Origin of the sequence: Arenibacter echinorum, from assembly GCF_003259375.1 — a bacterium.
Lineage (GTDB): Bacteria > Bacteroidota > Bacteroidia > Flavobacteriales > Flavobacteriaceae > Arenibacter > Arenibacter echinorum.
The window spans coordinates 314943-333855 of the sequence record NZ_QLLN01000001.1 but is presented as its reverse complement, the minus strand read 5'-3'; the positions used below and the strand labels follow the sequence as shown (position 1 = coordinate 333855).

Genomic DNA, 18913 nt, shown 5'->3' with positions numbered 1-18913 from the left:
GCGCAAATAATATCATAATAGTCTATTTTGGGACTGTCCGTTTTGGGGCAGCAGGTTAGTGTATCGTATTAGGCCAATTTGGCTTTGTTTAATTTAGTTGAAAAAGACAATGCTTTCGTAATCTTGGAATTTTTGTTCATGTACAAACGTGTAACTGAGTTTTCATTTTTTACAGAAACCTCTTGTTTTGCTGTGGCAGCAACAACACTCATAGTAACAGTTTCAACCTTAACCTCAGCAGCACCGTTTTGAGCCTGTGCAGCTACTCCGATAAAAAAAACAAAGATTAAAGTTAAAATGGCTTTCATGACTTGCGTTTTGTTATATATATAACTCGAGCAAGTGTACTTATGCAGGTTCCGATTCGCTGAAAAGCACTGTTACTCGTTCAGTGGAAAAAAGTCTGATAATGTGCAGAATATTGTCGATAAACGTCCAGTGGACTAAGTTCACTTTAGCGATAAATGAAGCATTTGACCGATGTTAAATAGCTCAAATAGGGGGCAATTGTCATTTCATGTATTTAATACTAATATCCCCAGAAATTAAAAAGACACAGGAAAGATAAAAAACCATCATTCTTGGTTAAATGGTAATTTTCTTAATTGAAATCAATAAAACCCGGATTTTACCAACAACTATATCCATAAGGAATATCAAACAAAATGTTAAATGTTTTTTTATTTCAAAGCAACTGCTTAGTTTTGTCCCTTATTTAAATTATGGCGCGAAGCAAACAATATAACGAAGAGGAAGTAATAGAAAAGGCCATGGGCCTGTTCTGGCGCAACGGGTATGAGAATACCTCAGTTCGTATGTTGGAAAAGGAAATGGGAATAAACCAATTCTCTATTTACTCAAGTTTCGGAAGTAAGAATGGGGTTTTTTTGGAATGCATTAAGTCCTATAAAAAGAAGATACACCGTATCACGGAAATTTTAGAAAAATCCAACAACGGGGTAGCTGGAATTAAACAATACTTTTACGATTTCCTGGAATTCTCCAAGGATGATAATGGCAAAAAGGGATGTTTGGTTACCAATACCGTAAATGAATTGGGAGAGCACGGAGATCCAATTATAATGACGGAACTAAAGAGTTTTTTTAATGAAATTAAAACCCTGTTTGCAAATAGCTTAAAACAAGACAAAAATAAAACCCAAGAAACTATTGAAAAACAAGCAAATTACTTGGCAACATCTATGTTGGGACTTTCCCTGGCCTCCAAAATCTTAAGTGGGGAACAATTGGAAGATTTTATAGAAACAGCATTTATCAACCTTTAACATTTTTTTTATCCCAATTCTAAGCAAATGCTTAGAAATAAATCAAAATCGAATTAACAATAAATTAAAAATTGAATTATGACTACATTAAAAGTACACGACATTGAATCCGCACCTGAAGAAAGCAAGCCCTTTTTGCAAAAATCGCTTAAGGGATTTGGAATGATACCCGGTTTACATGGGGTTTTGGCCAGTTCTCCCGGCATCCTAGAGGCGTATCAGACATTGCATCAATTATTTGTAGACTCTTCCTTTAACAACGAAGAACTAACCGTAGTGTGGCAAACTATAAACGTGGAGCACGAATGTCACTATTGTATTCCGGCACATACAGGTATAGCCCATATGATGAAGGTAGATCCAGAATTAAGTGAAGCATTGAGGAATAGGACCCCAATGCCCACGGAAAAACTACAGGTATTGCACGAGACCACTCTATCCATTGTTCGGAATCGTGGAAATATTTCGGAAGAAGAATTGAACAGATTCTATGCTGTGGGTTACGGGCAAAGACAAGTTTTGGAAATCATCCTTGGTCTTTCACAAAAGGTAATAAGTAATTATTCCAACCATATTGCCAACACTCCGGTTGATGCGCCATTTCAAAAATTTGCCTGGAAACCCGAAACAATAGTATCTTAATCAAGGAAAAGTACTAAGAATGGAATCGGACAGTTAGGGAGTTCAATCTCTAACCGTCCGTCTGGTTCCAATCGCTACCAATTTTGAAAAAGGTTCTATACAACCCGTCCCATATTCATTAACTTTGATCTTTTGAATCTTGGAATCATTTGAACAATCGTTCGGGACAAATGCAGCAAAGATCTTGGCAGATCTTCCAAATTTTACCAAGGTACAGCCCCTTGTTCAAATTAGCGAGGCAATTTAAGTCCAAAACCTGTATAAATTAAGCTGAGAGCATTAAAATCTCACTTAGTGAGTATATTATTAAACGATCATTATTATGGCAGATAAAATTAAATTGGATATTATTTCAGATGTGGTTTGCCCATGGTGCGCCATAGGTTACAAACGTTTGGAACAAGCCATTTCTGAATTGGGATTACAGGATAGGGTAGACATTGAATGGCAACCCTTTCAACTAAATCCACATATGCCAAAGGAAGGTCAAAATGTACAGGAACATATTACAGAAAAATATGGTTCCAGCCTGGAACAACAACAACTTTCCCAGGAACGTATGGCCGATTTTGGAGCAGAACTCGGATTCAAATTTGACTACTTTGACGAGATGAAGATGGTCAACACCAAGGATGCACATATATTATTGGACTATGCCAAAGAATACGGAAAACAGACCGAACTGAATATGAGATTGATGACCGCGTTTTTTGGCGAGCGAAAAGATGTTTCAGACAGATCTATTTTAATTGAAGAATTAAAAGCCGTTGGCCTGAATGTAGATGAGGCCATGGCTAGATTGGATAGTGATGATGTACGTTACCAGGTTCAAGCTAAGGAGAAATATTGGCAAAGTCTTGGTGTTTCCTCGGTACCTACTGTGGTGTTCAATAACAAAAGTGCATTGACCGGGGCCCAGCCAGTTGAAGTCTTTAAAGAAGTACTAACGGAGCTACTAGAAAAATAAGAATCGTAAATTCCGATTATAGGCAAAGTGATAAAACTAAAAATATGAAAAGAGTCGTCATAACAGGCTTGGGAGCCTTGACTCCCATTGGAAATTCGGTAAACGAATTTTGGGAAAGTGCCATAAAAGGCAAAACAGGGGCATCAAAAATCACAAAATTCAACCCATCCCTTTTCAAGACAACCTTCGCCAGCGAGATAAAGAATTTCACTCCGGAAAGTTACTTGGATCGCAATGAAATTAAAAGAAGCGATCCCTTTACACAATACGCCCTTTATTCGGTTACTGAAGCCTTTACCGATAGTGGAATAGACATGGAATCCTTATCCCCTTTTGACATAGGTGTCATTTGGGGATGCGGTCAGGGAGGCATGCAAACCTTCGAGGACGAGGTAAAGAATTTCACCAAAGGGGGAATGAATCCGCGCTTCAATCCATTTTTTATTCCAAAGATGTTGGTGAATATGGCTTCAGGCATGATTGCCATGAAGTTTGGATTGATGGGAATAAATTATACGGCAGTTTCCGCATGTGCCTCTTCCAATTCCGCTATAATGGATGCTTTCAATTACATACGGTTAGACAAGGCCAAAGTTATGGTTACCGGAGGGTCCGAAGCTCCCATTACTGAAGCCTCCATTGGCGGATTTGGCTCCATGAAAGCCTTATCTAAACAAAATGATGATCCACAACACGCATCCAGGCCATTCGATGTTGAGAGGGATGGATTCGTTATGGGAGAAGGTGCCGGGGCCCTAATTCTAGAAGAATATGAACACGCCAAGAAGCGAGGTGCAAAGATTTATGCCGAGATAGTGGGCGCCGCCATGACGGATGATGCCTACCATATTTCCGCCACCCATCCTGAAGGCATAGGTGCTATAAAAGCGATGCAATTGGCTATGGAAGAAGCCCATCTAAATCCAGATCAAATTAACTATCTAAACGCCCACGCTACTTCTACTCCTGTTGGCGATATCAGCGAGATGAAGGCTGTGGTAAAAACTTTCAACAACAAATTTAACAACCTGAAAATTAGCGCCACCAAATCTATGACAGGGCATCTTATGGGAGCCGCTGGGGCTATTGAGGCTATTTTAGCCATTAAGGCAATTCAGAACAACATTATTCCCCCAACCATCAACACAATCAATATTGATCCAGAGATTCCCAGTTCACTTCCTATTGTTCTAGGGGATGCAATTGATGGTAAAATAAATGTAGCCATGAGCAACACCTTTGGTTTTGGTGGACATAACGGAACGGTAATTTTTAAAACGGTCTAATACCATGAATAACTTGGCGGTATTTCCCACTGCAATTCGCGGCCATTTTATTACCTTGTAAGCTCCTCCCAAAATAATTATCATTCCTAAAGGTTATTAAAATCAATTTCCGATTTTGCGGTGTAAAAGATAAACCAACATTAAAAAGCTAATATATTCCGATATGAAAACAATGACATGCAAGCAATTGGGAGGAGCCTGTGATATGGAATTTAAGGCCGAAACCTTTGAAGAAATGGCAGAAAAAAGCAAAAAGCATGGTATGGCTATGTTTCAAGCCGGCGAAGCAGAACATCTAGAGGCCATGACCAAAATGCAGGAACTTATGAAATCTCCGGGGGCAATGGCCAATTGGTTTGAAAACAAAAGAAAGGAATTTGAAGCCCTTCCAAATAATAACTAGATAGGATAAAGAACAATTAAAGGTAACCAAAGCTAGATACCCGGACTATTTATCCTCTTCCACCCTACTCCTTAAAGGTTCTATCTTCCTCTCGGTTTTAGGAAAAACAACCAAATAATTGAGGCAGATACAGAAGAAGGATAGAAGGGCAATTATTATCATGATTTATTTTTGATTAAAGGTGGGATGCCAACCTTATTAATTTTATCCAAGTACTAAGCCAGTTTAGCCTTGTTCAATTTGGTAGAGAAAGACAATTCTTTGGTTATCTTAGAATTTTTGAACATGTACAAACGTGCAACAGAGTTTTCGTTTTTTACGGCAACCTCTTGTTTTACAGTAGCAGTAACAACACTCATGGCAACAGTTTCAACCTTAACTTCTGCAGCACCGTTTTGAGCTTGTGCAGCTACTCCGATAAAAAGAACAAAGATTAAAGTTATAATGGCTTTCATGACTTGCGTTTTGTTATATATATAACTCGGGCAAGTGTACTTATCCAGGTTCCAATTCGCTGAAAAGCACTGTTTCTCGTTGAGCGGAAAAATCACGGATTAAGTGCAAAAAAATGTCGATAAACGTAACTAGTTTCAAAAACACTTCAACGATTAAAATTTGTATTTCATCGGTTGTCCTAAGTAATTACTGACGTTTATAGCCTCTATGAATTCTAATTTTCTATTCTGAAATCAAAAAAATAGCAAAATATTTAAGTTTTAGTTTATGGATTATGCCGAACTTTATCTCTGTTAACCAATCAATTTGTAATAACACAAACCTTTGGATCGTTATAAAGAAACATTCGAAACATGGAATAAAATGGCTGCCCTATATCAAGCCAGGTTTATGGATCTGGACTTGTACAATGACAGCTATGACCTTATTTGTAGATCGATAACAAAAAAAAATGCCTCATTATTAGAAATTGGCTGTGGCCCGGGAAACATCACGAGATATCTTTTATCGCAAAGACCCGATTTCAACATTTTAGGAATCGACATTGCGCCCAACATGATAGCACTTGCCCAAAAGAACAATCCGACCGCTAAATTCAAGGTAATGGATTGTAGGCAGATCGGCGAACTCAACACCTTATTCGATGGCATCGTTGGTGGTTTTTGTATGCCCTACCTCTCCTACCCCAATTGTGTTCAATTAATTGCCGATTCCCACAAGTTGCTTTCAAACAATGGATTTCTCTATTTAAGTTTTGTGGAGGGAGACATTAACAAATCCGGTTTCAAAGTAGGCCCCAATGGAAACAGAGTATATTTCCATTACCACAATTTGGACTCCATAAAAAAAATTCTGTCGAGCCATAAATTTGAAGACCCAGAGCTGTACTATGTACATTACCCAAAAACCGGGTCTCTATCAGAAAAGCACACCATCCTAATATGCCGAAAAAAAGAATGAGATAGAAAAAATGCAAAAATGTTTGTCAAATCAAATATTCATCGTAATATTGCGATATACAAATAAAGTAAAATGGGTTTAGCCAAAACAGAAATATTTTCGGATCAACAAAATGAAATTGCCAGTTTTGCCAAGGTCTTTGGTCACCCGGCCAGGGTGGCCATCTTACAACATCTATTTAAAATAAACACCTGTGTTTGTGGTGATTTGGTAAGCGAAATTGGATTGGCACAACCAACCATTTCACAGCACCTAAAAGAATTGAAACTCCTAGGACTCATTAAAGGTAGTGTGGAAGGGACCAGTGTATGCTATTGTATCAATACCGAAAAATGGCTGGAAATGAAGGAAATCTTAAAGCAATTTTTAAATCAGGATATCTCCACACAGGGAGATTGCTGCTAAAAAATTTAAATTTATTAATCGCATCATCGCAATAAACAAATAACAAAATGAAACTATCAGAGGTAAAAACAATTTTAGGAAATTTGGATACCATTGCATTTCAATTGCCAAATGGTAAACTAGTGCCAAGTCATTTTCACGTAACTGAAGTGGGTAAAATCACCAAGAACTTTATAGACTGCGGCGGAACGGTTAGGAAAGAGGAAGTCGTGAATTTTCAGCTATGGGATTCCAACGACTATGATCACCGACTTCATCCGGAGAAATTGGTCCACATCATTGAACTATCGGAAAAGGTATTGGAAATTGGGGATTTGGAAATTGAAGTGGAATACCAAGGAGAGACCATTCAAAAATTTGGATTGGACTTTGACGGTACCAACTTTCTTTTGGCCACCAAACACACCGATTGTTTGGCGAAGGAGAACTGTGGGATTCCGGCTGAAAAACCGAGAGTAAAATTATCCCAATTGCAAGAGACTTCGGCAAACTGTTGTACTCCTAATTCCGGATGCTGTTAAACCTTTTATCCATCCTATAAATTATATTCAATGACGCCGGTTAAAACTAAGATCTTCGACCAAATTGAGCAGGTTATCTCCACATTAAGTACTGACAAAATAAGTGAGGAGCGCAAAGAAATTTTACAGCCCCTTGCTGAGTTTATACAGTCCAAAACAAATACCCAGGAACCCATAAGAATTAATTTTATTTGTACCCATAACTCCAGAAGGAGTCTCTTATCACAAGTCTGGGCGCAAACAATGGCCTTCTATTTTAATGTGCAGAATGTACAGTGCTATTCGGGTGGAACGAAATCTACGGCCTTATTCCCAATGGTGGCACAAACCTTCAAAAACACTGGATTCCAAATAGAAACCATTTCGGAAGGGAAAAATCCAATTTACAGCATAAAATATGCCGAGAATGAACCACCTGTAATCGGTTTTTCAAAGAAGTTGGATGATGACTTTAATCCCAAATCGGAATTTGCGGCAGTTATGACCTGTTCGCAGGCCGATGGGGGTTGTCCGTTTATCGCCGGCGCCGAAAAGCGTATTCCTATAACTTTTGAGGACCCAAAGGCGTTTGACAATACCCCACAACAGGCAGAAAAGTATCAGGAAAGAAGCCTTCAAATTGCAACAGAGTTACTATACATATTTGCCCAAATAAAATCATAATTAATGGCCTCGAACAAAAAATTGAGCTTTCTGGACAGCTATCTTACCTTATGGATTTTTTTGGCAATGGCTTTGGGAGTAGGCATGGGCTATTTTGTACCTAGCTTTCCTAAAATCATTAATAGTTTTAGTAGCGGAGCAACCAATATCCCTATTGCCATTGGACTTATCCTAATGATGTATCCACCCTTGGCCAAGGTAGATTACTCCCTTTTGCCCAAGGTTTTTAAAAATACCAGGATTTTATCCATTTCCTTAATCCTCAATTGGATCGTTGGACCAATTTTGATGTTTGCGCTAGCCATTACTTTCTTAAGGGATTATCCCGAATATATGGTTGGACTCATACTTATTGGCTTGGCGCGTTGCATTGCCATGGTACTCGTTTGGAACGATCTGGCCGAAGGAAGTAGCGAATATGGTGCCGGTTTGGTTGCCCTAAATAGTATTTTTCAAGTATTTGCCTACAGTTTTTATGCCTGGATCTTTATTACCGTACTTCCGCCCTATTTTGGATTTGAAGGAGCAATAGTAGATATTTCTATAGCAACCATAGCCGAAAGCGTAGCAATTTATTTAGGAATTCCGTTTGCACTGGGTTTTTTAAGTAGATTGATTTTGGTTAAATTGAAAGGTGAGGAGTGGTACTCCAAAACATTTATTCCAACTATATCCCCAATGACTTTGATAGCCCTACTGTTTACCATAGTGGTCATGTTTTCCTTAAAAGGTGAAATGATTGTTGAGATACCCATGGACGTTCTTATCATAGCCGTTCCTTTACTGATCTATTTTACCCTGATGTTTATCATTGGTTTTTTCTTTACCAAGGCCATGGGTGCAGATTATGATAAAACGGCCTCGGTAGCTTTCACAGCGGCCGGGAACAATTTTGAATTGGCCATAGCCGTGGCAATAGCTGTCTTCGGATTAAATTCGGGACAGGCATTCGCAGGAGTTATTGGTCCCTTGGTGGAAGTTCCTGCCTTAATTTTATTGGTCCGCGTATCCTTTGGATTACGAAAAAAGTATTATCCCAAAGTCACAACCTAGTTCTTGTAAAATTAGTTGTAATCAAGAAGTTGTAACGCCTTAAAGATTTAAATGGGTCTTAAGCCAATTTAGCTTTGTTCAATTTAGTAGAGAAAGACAATTCTTTAGTTACCTTGGAATTTTTGAACATGTACAAACGGGCAACAGAATTTTCATTTTTAACGGCTACGTCTTGTTTGGCAGTAGCAGCAACAATACTCATGGTAACAGTTTCAACTTTAACCTCAGCAGCACCATTTTGAGCTTGGGCGGCCATTCCGATAAAAAGAACAAAGATTAAAGTTAATATGGTTTTCATGACTTGCGTTTTGTTATATATATAACTCGGGCAAGTGTATTTATCCAGGTTTCGATTCGTTTAAAAGCACTGTTTCTCGTTGAGCGGAAAAATTTCGGATGAAGTGCAAAATATTATCGATTAACGTACGGGTGCCAAAAATCCTTTTAACGATAATTTTTTGCGTTTCAACGATGAGTGTAAGTAAATACTTACGTTTTAAAGCATCATTAATTTTTGTTTTCCCCTACTTTTATCGCAAATTCAAGAAATACCCTAACATCTGGCAGAAGAATAATTAGGACTTTTATATAGAATATTAGGTAATTTTAAGCAGAATTTCAAAATTGGGCCATTTTAAGAAAACCTTCGAAACTTGGAACAAATTAGCGCCGACCTAAAAGGAATTAATAATGAAAATGATGATTAAAATACATTTACTATATTAAAAATGATAAAAACAGAACCTATTATAGCCGTGGAAGATGTTGAAAAAAGTTCAAAATGGTACCATACTCTTTTAAACTGTTCAAGTGGTCATGGTGGATCCACTTTCGAGATTTTGTTAAATGAATTAGGGGAACAGATTTTATCTCTGCATAAATGGGGAGCTCACGATCACCCTACTTTATCCAACCCTAAAATAAAGGTTGGAAATGGCCTAATTTTATATTTTGTTGTTGATGATATAGATCTCATATGGAAAAATGCCACAGAATTAAACGCTATCATTTTTGACATGCCACATTTGAACACTAATTCCGGACGTAGGGAATTTTCTCTTCAAGATCCCAATGGTTATTATTTGTCTATCTGCTCCAACAATAGCAAATAGATCCAAAATCATGTCCATTGACCAAAGCCTTTTATAAATCAGTTTACCATGAAAAGAAAACTGGACCGCTTTTCCAAACAATCAAAAATATACAGCCAATACCGTCCTACCTATCCGGCACGCTTATACCAATATATCTATTCCTTTTGCGAAGCAAAAAATGCATGTTGGGACTGTGGAACCGGAAACGGACAAGTGGCAGTAGTTCTTTCAAAATCCTTTGCGCAAGTATCTGCCAGCGATATTAGTAAGCAACAAATACAGCACGCTGTCCACATGGATAATATAGAGTATAGCGTACAAAGGGCAGAGCAAACCTCTTTCGTCAACGATAGTTTTGATTTGATCACAGTTGCACAAGCAGTTCATTGGTTTGACCTGCGCGCCTTCAACCATGAAGCAAAAAGGGTACTAAAACCCAATGGTATCATTGCCATTTGGGGATATGGCCTTATGCGAATCAATTCTGAAATTGATCCTATAATAATTCATTTTTACAATAATATTATCGGGGCATACTGGGATAAGGAAAGGGATTATATCGATTTAAAATATTCTTCTATTCCATTCAATTTTGATGAAATCGATCTTAAGGAAACCTTCAAAATAGAAACATCATGGACCCTATTGCAATTGGAGGGGTACTTTAATTCCTGGTCCAGTGTACAAAATTTTATCAAAACAAATAATGGCCACAATCCTGTAGATCAACTTATAAAGGACATTTCCTTAAAATGGAATTCCTTTCGGCAAAAAATCACCTTCCCCATTTTCATGCGTTTAGGCAGAAACGCTAAGTAGAAAATTCCCCTAAAACTATAAGAAGTTGAATAACTGGGAATTTATTCCCAAATGTGTACCATACTTTCGTAGTACTAAGCAGCAGCCAAAATGCTACGTCTACGCATCAACATAAAAATCCCCAAGGAAATGGATCCACAAACCAAAAATCCCATGAAAAGAGGAAGAATAGTATCCTGTATATAACTACCAACATAGGTTGCAATGGGAATAGCGATCATAGTAGATATAAATCCGGTGATGGCAGCCCCTATACCTGCAATATGTCCTATGGGCTCCATGGCAATAGCCCTAAGGTTACCGAACAAAAAGCCGAGGGTAAAAAATTGCATAGCCAAAAAGGTAATCAATATCCACAAATCAGGATTTGGGGAATTCCAGAACAAGCCCACATAAACCACGGAAACAGTACAAAATAGGGTTAGGGCAATCAATGCCAATCTTCTCATCCCCAATTTAACCACCATGGTACCGTTCAACAAGGTAGATAGGCCCACGGAAATCGCCAATCCGGCAAAAACATAGGGAAAATTATCGGTCAAGCCATATTGCACTTCAAACACCTCTTGCGCCGAACTCAAATAGACCATAAAGGCTCCGGTGATGAGGCCAGAAACAATAGTAAAAGCCATTGTTTCCCGGTGTTGGAGCAACTCCCTAAATCCGTCCACAAACACATGATTGGAAAATTTAATCTTATATTCCGGTTTTAAAGTTTCCGGTTGCCTTCTCCAAAACCAGACACCCACCACTAAAGTGGCCACCAATTGCATATAAAAAATAGCCTCCCAACCATAATGATCTAAGAAAAACTTTCCCATAGCTGGAGCAACAATAGGTACCAAAATAAAAAATGCCGTAACGAAAGACATGATCTTGGCCATATAATCTCCCTTATAGGAATCCCTTATCATGGATATGCTTATTGTTCTCGGGGCAGAAAGTCCAATCCCCTGAAGAATTCTACCTAATATCATCCATTCCAGATTGGGGGCCAAAACGCAGATAACACTGGCCAAACAAAAGACAATAAAGCCAATATAAACAATGGGTTTCCTTCCAAAACTATCCGATAAAGGCCCAAAAATCAATTGTCCCACGCCCAAGCCCAAAAAAATCATGGTTATAAACTTTTGATTTTCTGTAGGGTCCAAGCTGTTGATATCTATGCCAATAGTGGACATGGCCGGCAGGAGGGCATCAATTGCCAGTGCCACAATAGACATTAAGGAAGCCATAATGGCAACAAATTCGAATTGTGGTCGCTGCTGACTTTTTTGCATCCGGCAAAATTAAACATATGGAATAAGATTCACCTATATATTAGGGGAAATAACAAAACGATAACATTTATAGAAAATCTGCAAAGCGCTGGCTTTTTGAGGATTATATAGGCAGCTGTTTATTGCAAGAACCGTATAGGCCACTTTATGAACAGCTAACAAAAAATTAATTTCAGAAAAGCCACCTTAAAATATAATTCCCATACATTTGAAGTTATAAACACTAATTATTTATTATGAAAATCAATTTTATCATTGCTCTAGTATTTTTATCAAGCTTATTTAGTTACGGCCAAAAGCTAAAAATAGTACAAGGAGATTTTAATTTTATCAAGGGTCAGAAGGAAATAAACGTCGAATTTGTTTATGACAATATGAAACTCCTTAAAAAGAACCTATCCAATGAAGATTATGTGAAGGAACATTCCGCAGAATTGGAAGAAAAAACTCGCGGAAAAGGCACCTCTTGGGAAAAAAGCTGGTATGCCAGTAGAGAGCTGATCTATGCCCCAAAGTTTTTAGAGTTAATGAATAGATATCTATACGAGGACCATAAAGTGTTTTTTGCCGAGAATTTAACAGATGCCAAGTATACACTTATCGTGGACACAGTATGGGTATATCCTGGCTGGGATGCCGGGGTCATGAAACAGCCTGCAAAGGTTAGCACCTTGTTAAAATTTGTAGAGACCGATAACAAGGACAATATACTTTTGGAAGTTTCCAGTGAAAACGCACCTGGAGACCAGTGGGGAAGCTCTTTCAGCAATGAAGACAGATTAGGGGAAGGTTATGCCAAAACTGGAAAATCCTTCGCCAAGTTAATTTTAAAAAAAGGCTTTTAGACCAAGTATTCTTTTAATCGATTACAATACAAAAAGTGAATGATATTATCATTCACTTTTTTGCTTTTCAAGTTCAATTATATGTGCTACAGTCCTTATAAGTCTATTGTGCTTAGTTACAAAAGGGTTGGTCTTATCCCATACATATCCCGCCAAAACTGAACAAATTTGTCTTTTTACCTCAGGGTTTTCCGGTTCGTGGAAAAACAGGGTCTGTAGATTACCACTGTACCACTCATTAACATAGGATGAAAATACACTTACTCCTTCCCTAATATAATCAGAGTATTCCGTCTCCCAGTCTACTGCCTGTCCATTAAGAACTTTGGTAATAAGTTTTGCCCCCAACAAGGCCGATTCCGTAGCAAAAGTAACCCCAGAGGAAAAAACAGGGTCCAAAAATTCGGCACTATTGCCCGTTAAGACAAATCCCTTTCCAAATAGTTGTTTTACCGATTTCGAATAATTTTTAATCATCACCGGTTCAAATAAAAAATCAACACCCTTAAAGCGTTCATAATAATAATCGGACAACCGCAATAACTGGCTCAATTTTTCGCTCTTACTTCCCTCAAAAGACTCTAAAAATTCTGTAGGGCCTACATAACCAATACTTGTTCTTCCATTGGAAAATGGAATTACCCATAACCACACTTCGGTCTCTATTACATCAAAAGTAATCAGGGTGCCCTCCCTGCCCTCAGGTCGATTTACGTCTACTACATGTGTGAAAATGGAAGAATGATTGGGCAGTGCAGAAGGTTTATCCAAATCCAACAATCTGGGCAAAACTCTCCCATAACCACTGGAATCTATGATATATTTGGCATTAACCTGGTACGGCACTCCATTTTCATCCTTTATGGTGGTCATGGAACCCCCATTTTCGTCTATAACAACATCCACAACTTCATGTCCAAAAGATACCTCCACTCCCTTCTTGACCAATTCGTCTGCCAATACCTTATCAAAATCCGCTCTTGGAACCTGCCAGGTCCAATCCCAACCTTTGGTGTGTTTCTTACTAAAATCAAATTCACAGATTTTATCCCCTTTTATAAATCGGGCACCAAATTTCTTTTCAAAACCAAAGGCATTCAAACCGTCTAACAGACCTACTTCCTCAAAATGATCCATACATCTGGGCAAAAGACTCTCCCCAATAACAAACCTGGGAAAAACACTTTTTTCTACCACTTGAACTTTAATTCCTTGACCTTGCAAATAGGCTGCAGAGACGCAACCAGAAGGCCCTGCGCCAATTACCAAGACTTCCACTAAACGTTGATTCATTATTTTTAAAATATTGATTGGTTAAATATCATACATTTGCAATCCAAAATAACTATTTTTATTAATTGTTATTCAATTTACTTTTTAAATATTGAATTTATATACATGTTGACTATTAAAGGAAAGTTAGGAATAGAGGATTTCTATCGTATAATTTTTAAAGAAGAATCTATTCTAATAAATAAAGACGTATTAGCAACCGTCGAAAATAGTTTTAATTTTTTAAGCCAATTCTCCCAAAACAAAATTATTTACGGTGTAAATACAGGTTTTGGCCCAATGGCGCAATATAAAATAAATGACTCCGACCGAATTCAATTACAATACAATCTAATTAGGAGTCACGCTTCCGGAACTGGCAATTTAATCCCAGAGCAATATGTAAAGGCCGCCATGTTGGCTAGATTGAACACTTTAAGCCTTGGACATTCAGGAGTACATATTTCGGTAATCGAATTAATGACTACTCTCATCAATAAAAACATTACCCCTATAATTTTTGAGCACGGTGGTGTGGGAGCCAGTGGAGATTTAGTCCAATTGGCGCACATTGCCTTAGTACTTATTGGGGAAGGTGAAGTTTTTTACAAGGACGAAAGAAGACCCACAGAAGAAGTTTTTAAAATTGAAAACCTAAAGCCTATCACCATTACCCTACGAGAGGGCTTGGCACTTATTAACGGTACTTCCGTGATGACCGGTATAGGTCTGATCAACACTATCAATACCCGAAAGTTATTGGATTGGATGATATGCTGTTCTTCTGCCATAAATGAAATAGTACAGGCGTATGATGACCATTTGTCCTTAGAGTTAAATCAGTCCAAAAAACACAAGGGGCAGCAGCAGATAGCCAAATCAATGAGAAATCATTTAAAGGACAGTACACTTACCCGAAAAAGGGAACACCATTTGTACAACGGCAATAATGAAGTGTCAATTTTTGAGGAAAAAGTTCAGGAATACTATTCCTTGAGATGCGTGCCCCAAATTTTAGGCCCGGTCCTTGACACTTTGAACAATGTGGAAAAAATTCTTATTGAAGAGGTTAATTCAGCCAACGACAACCCTATTGTGGATGTTGAAAAAGAGCATGTTTACCACGGTGGAAATTTCCATGGCGATTATGTTTCCCTTGAAATGGACAAACTAAAATTAATTGTCACCAAAATGAGCATGCTCGCCGAAAGACAATTAAATTACCTATTAAATCCCAATCTAAATAATATACTTCCCCCATTTGTCAATCTTGGCAAACTTGGTTTGAATTTTGGAATGCAAGGTGTACAGTTTACTGCCACCTCTACCACTGCTGAGAACCAAATGTTGTCCAATCCCATGTACGTGCACAGTATTCCTAACAACAACGATAATCAGGATATTGTCAGCATGGGAACCAACGCAGCCAATATTACCAAAAAAGTCATCGAAAATACTTTCGAAGTGCTTGCCATAGAAACGATAACTATTGTTCAGGCAATTGAATATCTGAAAGTACAAGATAAAGTATCATCCAAAACAAGAAAAATGTATGATGATATTAGAAATTTGGTTCCCCCTATCTCCGACAAAGATGTTCCCATGTATCCTTATGTAAATAAGGTTAAGAGCTTTATTCTAAATTTTGAGGAAGAAACTTACGCTTGTAAGGAGCTTAATTAAAAAATTGAGTTAGAAAAGTTATTTAAATAAAATAATCCATAATTTAATAGTGGCTTAGTTTAATCCTAAACATACACCGAGTCCTAACTTGGTAATTATTGAATATGAACGTTTTAATTTAAAAAAATCACAGATGAAAACAAAGATTGGATTGTCAGTTGTACTTTTTTTAGTTTTTGGTAATTTTTATTCCCAGGAATATGCCCTGGTAAGGGAAAATGGCCTATTCGGGTATATTAATACCTCCGGGGAATATGCGATTAAGCCGCAATTCAAGAAAGCGGACAATTTTACGAACGAGCGCGCAGCTGCCTCTATGGGCGACAAATGGGGCTACATAAATACTGCTGGAGAATGGGCAATTCAACCAGAATACGAACATGTAAAGGAGTTTAATTCCGGTCTTGCCCTTGTAAACAAAGGTGACCAATGGCACTATATCAATGTTTCGGGCGAAACTTTGGAAACCCCGGTTTCGGAAAAATATTATGATTTTGACAATGGTGTGGCCTTTTTTAAAAGTGGTGAAAAAATTGGTCTTTTAGGGACCGACGGAAAATTAATAGCCGAACCTGATTTTGATGAAATAAAACCCTTTATAAATGGTTATGCCAAGGCCAGAAAAGGTGAACTATGGGGAATGATCAACAAAAAGGGAGAAATCTATATCCCTATTGAGAACCAAGAAATAGGGGATTATAACAGTAAGGGGGTCTGGGTAAAAAAACAGGAATCTTTTGGTATAGTAGCCGACGGTAACTTTAACCCGGTAAAGAATGCAGACAAGATTTGGGAATTCACGGATAAATCCGATTTAACATATGCCCGCAGCAATAAATTGATGGGTTTTATCAATAATAAAGGAGAGTGGGTCATAGCTCCCACCTATGAAAAGGCAAGGGATTTCAGCCAAGGATTGGCTCCAGTTTTCATGAACAAAAACTGGGGGTATATTAATGAAAAGGGAGAAAAGGTCATAGATTTCAACTTTAAGGATGCCGAAGTATTTTCCGCAAACGGTCTTGCTCCTGTAAAAGAAAAGAAATGGGGATTTATAGATAAAACTGGAAAATGGGCAATACAACCCGAATATGATATCACGGCAGGATTATCGTTTTCTATCTTTCAAAAGAATTTGGAAAAAGGTTTCATAAATGGGCTTGCCCGGGTAAAATATAACAAAGAATGGGGATTTTTAAATGCCAAGGGAGAAGTTTTGGGCAATAAATGGTACGAAAATGCGGAGATATTCGACGACGTAAAAAATTAAATCACACTAACTAACTAAATGAGCGAAAAAAAGAAATTTGCACTGGTAACCGGAGGGTCAAGAGGAATCGGAAAAGCTATATGCCTGCAGCTCGCAATGGATACCGAGTATAAGATTCTAATAAATTATAAAGAAAACGCATCCGCTGCACAGGAGACCTTAAATGAAATAGAGAAAATTGGTGGGAGTGCGGAGATTATTCAATTTAATGTCGGTGACAACAAGGATGTACAAAATAAATTGGACCAGTGGCATGAGACCAACAAGGACGCTATTATTGAGGTAATTGTAAACAATGCCGGAATTACAAAGGACGGCCTTTTCATGTGGATGAAACCTGAGGATTGGAACAATGTGATCAACACCAGTTTAAACGGTTTTTTCAACGTAACCAATCATTTGATCCAAAAATTATTGGTCCACAAATATGGCAGGATCATAAATATGGTTTCCGTATCCGGCCTTAAAGGAACACCGGGGCAAGTCAATTACTCTGCGGCAAAAGGAGGTATAATAGCCGGCACAAAGGCCTTGGCCCAGGAAATCGCAAAAAGGAACATCACTGTTAATGCAGTGGCACCTGGTTTTATAAAGACAGATATGACCGGTGATCTAGACGAAAAAGAGCTTAAAAAAATGATTCCTATGAACCGCTTTGGGGATGCAGGGGAGGTTGCCCATTTGGTTTCCTTTTTGGCATCCAAAAAGTCATCGTATATTACAGGCGAGGTCATAAATATTAACGGAGGAATATATTCTTAAAAATAACACTAGGAAAGATGAAGAGGGTCGTAATTACAGGTATGGGAATATACTCTTGTTTAGGAAAAAACTTGGACGAAGTCAAAGAATCACTTTACAAGGGAACTTCAGGAATTGTTTATGACGAAAAAAGGAAGGAATTTGGATATCGCTCTTGTTTAACGGGTATGGTAGAAGAACCCGACCTGAAAGACTTGCTCACTAGAAGGCAACGGTTAAGTATGGGCGAGGAAGGAGCCTACGCATATGTAGCTACTTTGGAAGCCTTAAAAAATGCAGGTATATCCCAGGAATATATAGACAACAATGAAGTTGGCGTACTATACGGAAATGATAGCACCGCCAAATCCGTGATAGAATCTATAGACAAATTAAGGGAAAAGAAAGATACTACCTTAGTTGGTTCGGGTGCCATTTTTAAGGCCATGAACTCGTCGGTAACCATGAACCTCTCCACCATTTTCAAATTAACGGGTATCAATTTCACAGTAAGCGCCGCATGTGCAAGTGGGTCGCATGCCATTGGTATTGCCTATCAATTAATTAAAAGTGGGCTTCAAGATTGTATCATATGTGGAGGAACCCAAGAAATAAATGAATTGGCCATGGGAAGTTTTGATGGCCTTGGGGTATTTTCGGTCAACGATGCAGAACCTGGGACCGCTTCGCGCCCGTTCGACAAAAGTAGGGACGGACTGGTACCTAGTGGCGGGGCTGCATCCCTTATAGTTGAAAGCTACGAATCCGCTAAAAAAAGGAATGCTGTTATTTTGGGAGAAATTATTGGCTACGGGTTTTCCTCCAATGGGGATCATATCTCCACTCCCAACGTAGATGGCCCTACCTTGGCCATGAAAAAAGCAATAGACCAAGCCCAAATTAAACCCAGCGAAATAGACTATGTAAATGCCCATGCAACCTCTACACCTGTGGGGGATTCCAATGAGGCCAAGGCCATATTTGCTGTTTTTGGCGAAAATGGCCCCTATGTTAGTTCTACAAAATCCATGACCGGCCATGAATGTTGGATGGCTGGTGCCAGTGAGATTGTGTATTCCATGCTGATGATGGAACATTCGTTTATTGCGCCCAATATAAATCTTGAAAATCCTGACGAAGATGCGGCCAAATTAAATCTGGTAAGAAAAACACTGGATAAAAAAATTGATGTATTTTTGTCGAATTCTTTTGGATTTGGAGGTACAAATTCAGCATTGCTAATAAAAAAAGTGAAAGATTAAAG

The 18913-nt window shown here is 38.3% G+C and carries 22 protein-coding genes; 17 read left to right on the top strand and 5 right to left on the bottom strand.

From position 1 onward, the window contains the following. Positions 1-68: 68 nt before the first annotated feature. Positions 69-308: a hypothetical protein gene (locus LV92_RS01470; RefSeq protein ID WP_111621906.1), complete on the bottom strand. Its 240-nt coding sequence runs from the start codon at positions 306-308 to the stop codon at positions 69-71. Between the two features lie 414 nt (positions 309-722). On the opposite strand from LV92_RS01470, the gene LV92_RS01465 reads away from it, so the two are divergent. From LV92_RS01465 to LV92_RS01445, 5 genes are all read left to right on the top strand, one after another. After that, complete coding sequence (locus tag LV92_RS01465) at positions 723-1286, top strand: TetR/AcrR family transcriptional regulator (RefSeq protein WP_111621905.1); 564 nt, start codon at positions 723-725, stop codon at positions 1284-1286. A gap of 78 nt (positions 1287-1364) precedes the next feature. Continuing rightward, complete coding sequence (locus LV92_RS01460) at positions 1365-1928, top strand: carboxymuconolactone decarboxylase family protein (RefSeq protein WP_111621904.1); 564 nt, start codon at positions 1365-1367, stop codon at positions 1926-1928. A gap of 322 nt (positions 1929-2250) precedes the next feature. After that, a complete protein-coding gene (locus LV92_RS01455; protein ID WP_111621903.1) occupies positions 2251-2895 on the top strand; it encodes a DsbA family oxidoreductase in 645 nt (214 codons plus the stop codon). A 44-nt stretch (positions 2896-2939) separates the two neighbouring features. Further along, on the top strand, positions 2940-4181 hold the full coding sequence (gene fabF, locus LV92_RS01450) for a beta-ketoacyl-ACP synthase II (protein ID WP_111621902.1): 1242 nt from the start codon (positions 2940-2942) through the stop codon (positions 4179-4181). Positions 4182-4344: 163 nt separating this feature from the next. Next, positions 4345-4584, top strand: coding sequence for a DUF1059 domain-containing protein (locus LV92_RS01445; RefSeq protein ID WP_111621901.1), 240 nt, complete (start codon positions 4345-4347; stop codon positions 4582-4584). A 215-nt stretch (positions 4585-4799) separates the two neighbouring features. Here LV92_RS01445 and LV92_RS01440 read toward each other — a convergent pair whose 3' ends face one another. Continuing rightward, positions 4800-5039, bottom strand: a complete 240-nt coding sequence (locus tag LV92_RS01440) for a hypothetical protein (RefSeq protein WP_111622316.1) — start codon at positions 5037-5039, stop codon at positions 4800-4802. A gap of 364 nt (positions 5040-5403) precedes the next feature. On the opposite strand from LV92_RS01440, the gene LV92_RS01435 reads away from it, so the two are divergent. The 5 genes from LV92_RS01435 to arsB all read left to right on the top strand — a co-directional run bounded on the left by LV92_RS01435 (position 5404) and on the right by arsB (position 8642). Next, complete coding sequence (locus LV92_RS01435) at positions 5404-6000, top strand: class I SAM-dependent methyltransferase (protein WP_245946207.1); 597 nt, start codon at positions 5404-5406, stop codon at positions 5998-6000. Positions 6001-6072: 72 nt separating this feature from the next. After that, complete coding sequence (locus LV92_RS01430; protein WP_111621899.1) at positions 6073-6405, top strand: ArsR/SmtB family transcription factor; 333 nt, start codon at positions 6073-6075, stop codon at positions 6403-6405. A gap of 47 nt (positions 6406-6452) precedes the next feature. After that, the gene (locus LV92_RS01425; RefSeq protein WP_111621898.1) at positions 6453-6926 is read left to right on the top strand and encodes a DUF6428 family protein; all 474 of its coding nucleotides are present in this window, start codon (positions 6453-6455) and stop codon (positions 6924-6926) included. A gap of 30 nt (positions 6927-6956) precedes the next feature. Further along, a complete protein-coding gene (locus tag LV92_RS01420; RefSeq protein WP_111621897.1) occupies positions 6957-7589 on the top strand; it encodes an arsenate-mycothiol transferase ArsC in 633 nt (210 codons plus the stop codon). 3 nt (positions 7590-7592) lie between these two features. Then, the gene (arsB, locus tag LV92_RS01415; RefSeq protein WP_111621896.1) at positions 7593-8642 is read left to right on the top strand and encodes an ACR3 family arsenite efflux transporter; all 1050 of its coding nucleotides are present in this window, start codon (positions 7593-7595) and stop codon (positions 8640-8642) included. A gap of 58 nt (positions 8643-8700) precedes the next feature. On the opposite strand, the gene LV92_RS01410 is transcribed toward arsB, so the two are convergent. Next, positions 8701-8940, bottom strand: a complete 240-nt coding sequence (locus LV92_RS01410; protein ID WP_111621895.1) for a hypothetical protein — start codon at positions 8938-8940, stop codon at positions 8701-8703. A gap of 430 nt (positions 8941-9370) precedes the next feature. Between LV92_RS01410 and LV92_RS01405 the strand changes: the two genes are divergently transcribed. Together LV92_RS01405 and LV92_RS01400 are read left to right on the top strand one after the other, a co-directional pair. After that, positions 9371-9754, top strand: a complete 384-nt coding sequence (locus tag LV92_RS01405; RefSeq protein ID WP_111621894.1) for a VOC family protein — start codon at positions 9371-9373, stop codon at positions 9752-9754. Positions 9755-9802: 48 nt separating this feature from the next. Beyond that, positions 9803-10555: a class I SAM-dependent methyltransferase gene (locus LV92_RS01400; RefSeq protein ID WP_111621893.1), complete on the top strand. Its 753-nt coding sequence runs from the start codon at positions 9803-9805 to the stop codon at positions 10553-10555. A gap of 74 nt (positions 10556-10629) precedes the next feature. Here LV92_RS01400 and LV92_RS01395 read toward each other — a convergent pair whose 3' ends face one another. Continuing rightward, on the bottom strand, positions 10630-11838 hold the full coding sequence (locus tag LV92_RS01395; protein ID WP_111621892.1) for a multidrug effflux MFS transporter: 1209 nt from the start codon (positions 11836-11838) through the stop codon (positions 10630-10632). A 236-nt stretch (positions 11839-12074) separates the two neighbouring features. On the opposite strand from LV92_RS01395, the gene LV92_RS01390 reads away from it, so the two are divergent. Then, on the top strand, positions 12075-12683 hold the full coding sequence (locus LV92_RS01390; protein ID WP_111621891.1) for a hypothetical protein: 609 nt from the start codon (positions 12075-12077) through the stop codon (positions 12681-12683). Between the two features lie 48 nt (positions 12684-12731). Here LV92_RS01390 and LV92_RS01385 read toward each other — a convergent pair whose 3' ends face one another. Next, a complete protein-coding gene (locus tag LV92_RS01385) occupies positions 12732-13976 on the bottom strand; it encodes an NAD(P)/FAD-dependent oxidoreductase (protein ID WP_111621890.1) in 1245 nt (414 codons plus the stop codon). A 105-nt stretch (positions 13977-14081) separates the two neighbouring features. Here LV92_RS01385 and LV92_RS01380 point away from each other — a divergent pair, with 105 nt between their 5' ends. The 4 genes from LV92_RS01380 to LV92_RS01365 all read left to right on the top strand — a co-directional run bounded on the left by LV92_RS01380 (position 14082) and on the right by LV92_RS01365 (position 18911). Continuing rightward, a complete protein-coding gene (locus LV92_RS01380) occupies positions 14082-15638 on the top strand; it encodes an HAL/PAL/TAL family ammonia-lyase (RefSeq protein WP_111621889.1) in 1557 nt (518 codons plus the stop codon). A 133-nt stretch (positions 15639-15771) separates the two neighbouring features. Continuing rightward, positions 15772-16908: a WG repeat-containing protein gene (locus LV92_RS01375; protein ID WP_111621888.1), complete on the top strand. Its 1137-nt coding sequence runs from the start codon at positions 15772-15774 to the stop codon at positions 16906-16908. 18 nt (positions 16909-16926) lie between these two features. Continuing rightward, positions 16927-17670 carry a 3-oxoacyl-ACP reductase FabG gene (fabG, locus tag LV92_RS01370; RefSeq protein WP_111621887.1) on the top strand — a complete coding sequence of 248 codons (744 nt, stop codon included), beginning with the start codon at positions 16927-16929 and terminating at the stop codon, positions 17668-17670. 17 nt (positions 17671-17687) lie between these two features. Beyond that, a complete protein-coding gene (locus tag LV92_RS01365; protein WP_111621886.1) occupies positions 17688-18911 on the top strand; it encodes a beta-ketoacyl-[acyl-carrier-protein] synthase family protein in 1224 nt (407 codons plus the stop codon). The last annotated feature ends 2 nt before the right edge of the window (positions 18912-18913 follow it).

What these genes read in the sequence shown, in the direction of transcription:
- LV92_RS01470 (WP_111621906.1), bottom strand. Translation starts at nt 308, where the DNA reads ATGAAAGCCATTTTAACTTTAATCTTTGTTTTTTTTATCGGAGTAGCT.
- LV92_RS01465 (WP_111621905.1), top strand. Translation starts at nt 723, where the DNA reads ATGGCGCGAAGCAAACAATATAACGAAGAGGAAGTAATAGAAAAGGCC.
- LV92_RS01460 (WP_111621904.1), top strand. Translation starts at nt 1,365, where the DNA reads ATGACTACATTAAAAGTACACGACATTGAATCCGCACCTGAAGAAAGC.
- LV92_RS01455 (WP_111621903.1), top strand. Translation starts at nt 2,251, where the DNA reads ATGGCAGATAAAATTAAATTGGATATTATTTCAGATGTGGTTTGCCCA.
- fabF (WP_111621902.1), top strand. Translation starts at nt 2,940, where the DNA reads ATGAAAAGAGTCGTCATAACAGGCTTGGGAGCCTTGACTCCCATTGGA.
- LV92_RS01445 (WP_111621901.1), top strand. Translation starts at nt 4,345, where the DNA reads ATGAAAACAATGACATGCAAGCAATTGGGAGGAGCCTGTGATATGGAA.
- LV92_RS01440 (WP_111622316.1), bottom strand. Translation starts at nt 5,039, where the DNA reads ATGAAAGCCATTATAACTTTAATCTTTGTTCTTTTTATCGGAGTAGCT.
- LV92_RS01435 (WP_245946207.1), top strand. Translation starts at nt 5,404, where the DNA reads ATGGCTGCCCTATATCAAGCCAGGTTTATGGATCTGGACTTGTACAAT.
- LV92_RS01430 (WP_111621899.1), top strand. Translation starts at nt 6,073, where the DNA reads ATGGGTTTAGCCAAAACAGAAATATTTTCGGATCAACAAAATGAAATT.
- LV92_RS01425 (WP_111621898.1), top strand. Translation starts at nt 6,453, where the DNA reads ATGAAACTATCAGAGGTAAAAACAATTTTAGGAAATTTGGATACCATT.
- LV92_RS01420 (WP_111621897.1), top strand. Translation starts at nt 6,957, where the DNA reads ATGACGCCGGTTAAAACTAAGATCTTCGACCAAATTGAGCAGGTTATC.
- arsB (WP_111621896.1), top strand. Translation starts at nt 7,593, where the DNA reads ATGGCCTCGAACAAAAAATTGAGCTTTCTGGACAGCTATCTTACCTTA.
- LV92_RS01410 (WP_111621895.1), bottom strand. Translation starts at nt 8,940, where the DNA reads ATGAAAACCATATTAACTTTAATCTTTGTTCTTTTTATCGGAATGGCC.
- LV92_RS01405 (WP_111621894.1), top strand. Translation starts at nt 9,371, where the DNA reads ATGATAAAAACAGAACCTATTATAGCCGTGGAAGATGTTGAAAAAAGT.
- LV92_RS01400 (WP_111621893.1), top strand. Translation starts at nt 9,803, where the DNA reads ATGAAAAGAAAACTGGACCGCTTTTCCAAACAATCAAAAATATACAGC.
- LV92_RS01395 (WP_111621892.1), bottom strand. Translation starts at nt 11,838, where the DNA reads ATGCAAAAAAGTCAGCAGCGACCACAATTCGAATTTGTTGCCATTATG.
- LV92_RS01390 (WP_111621891.1), top strand. Translation starts at nt 12,075, where the DNA reads ATGAAAATCAATTTTATCATTGCTCTAGTATTTTTATCAAGCTTATTT.
- LV92_RS01385 (WP_111621890.1), bottom strand. Translation starts at nt 13,976, where the DNA reads ATGAATCAACGTTTAGTGGAAGTCTTGGTAATTGGCGCAGGGCCTTCT.
- LV92_RS01380 (WP_111621889.1), top strand. Translation starts at nt 14,082, where the DNA reads ATGTTGACTATTAAAGGAAAGTTAGGAATAGAGGATTTCTATCGTATA.
- LV92_RS01375 (WP_111621888.1), top strand. Translation starts at nt 15,772, where the DNA reads ATGAAAACAAAGATTGGATTGTCAGTTGTACTTTTTTTAGTTTTTGGT.
- fabG (WP_111621887.1), top strand. Translation starts at nt 16,927, where the DNA reads ATGAGCGAAAAAAAGAAATTTGCACTGGTAACCGGAGGGTCAAGAGGA.
- LV92_RS01365 (WP_111621886.1), top strand. Translation starts at nt 17,688, where the DNA reads ATGAAGAGGGTCGTAATTACAGGTATGGGAATATACTCTTGTTTAGGA.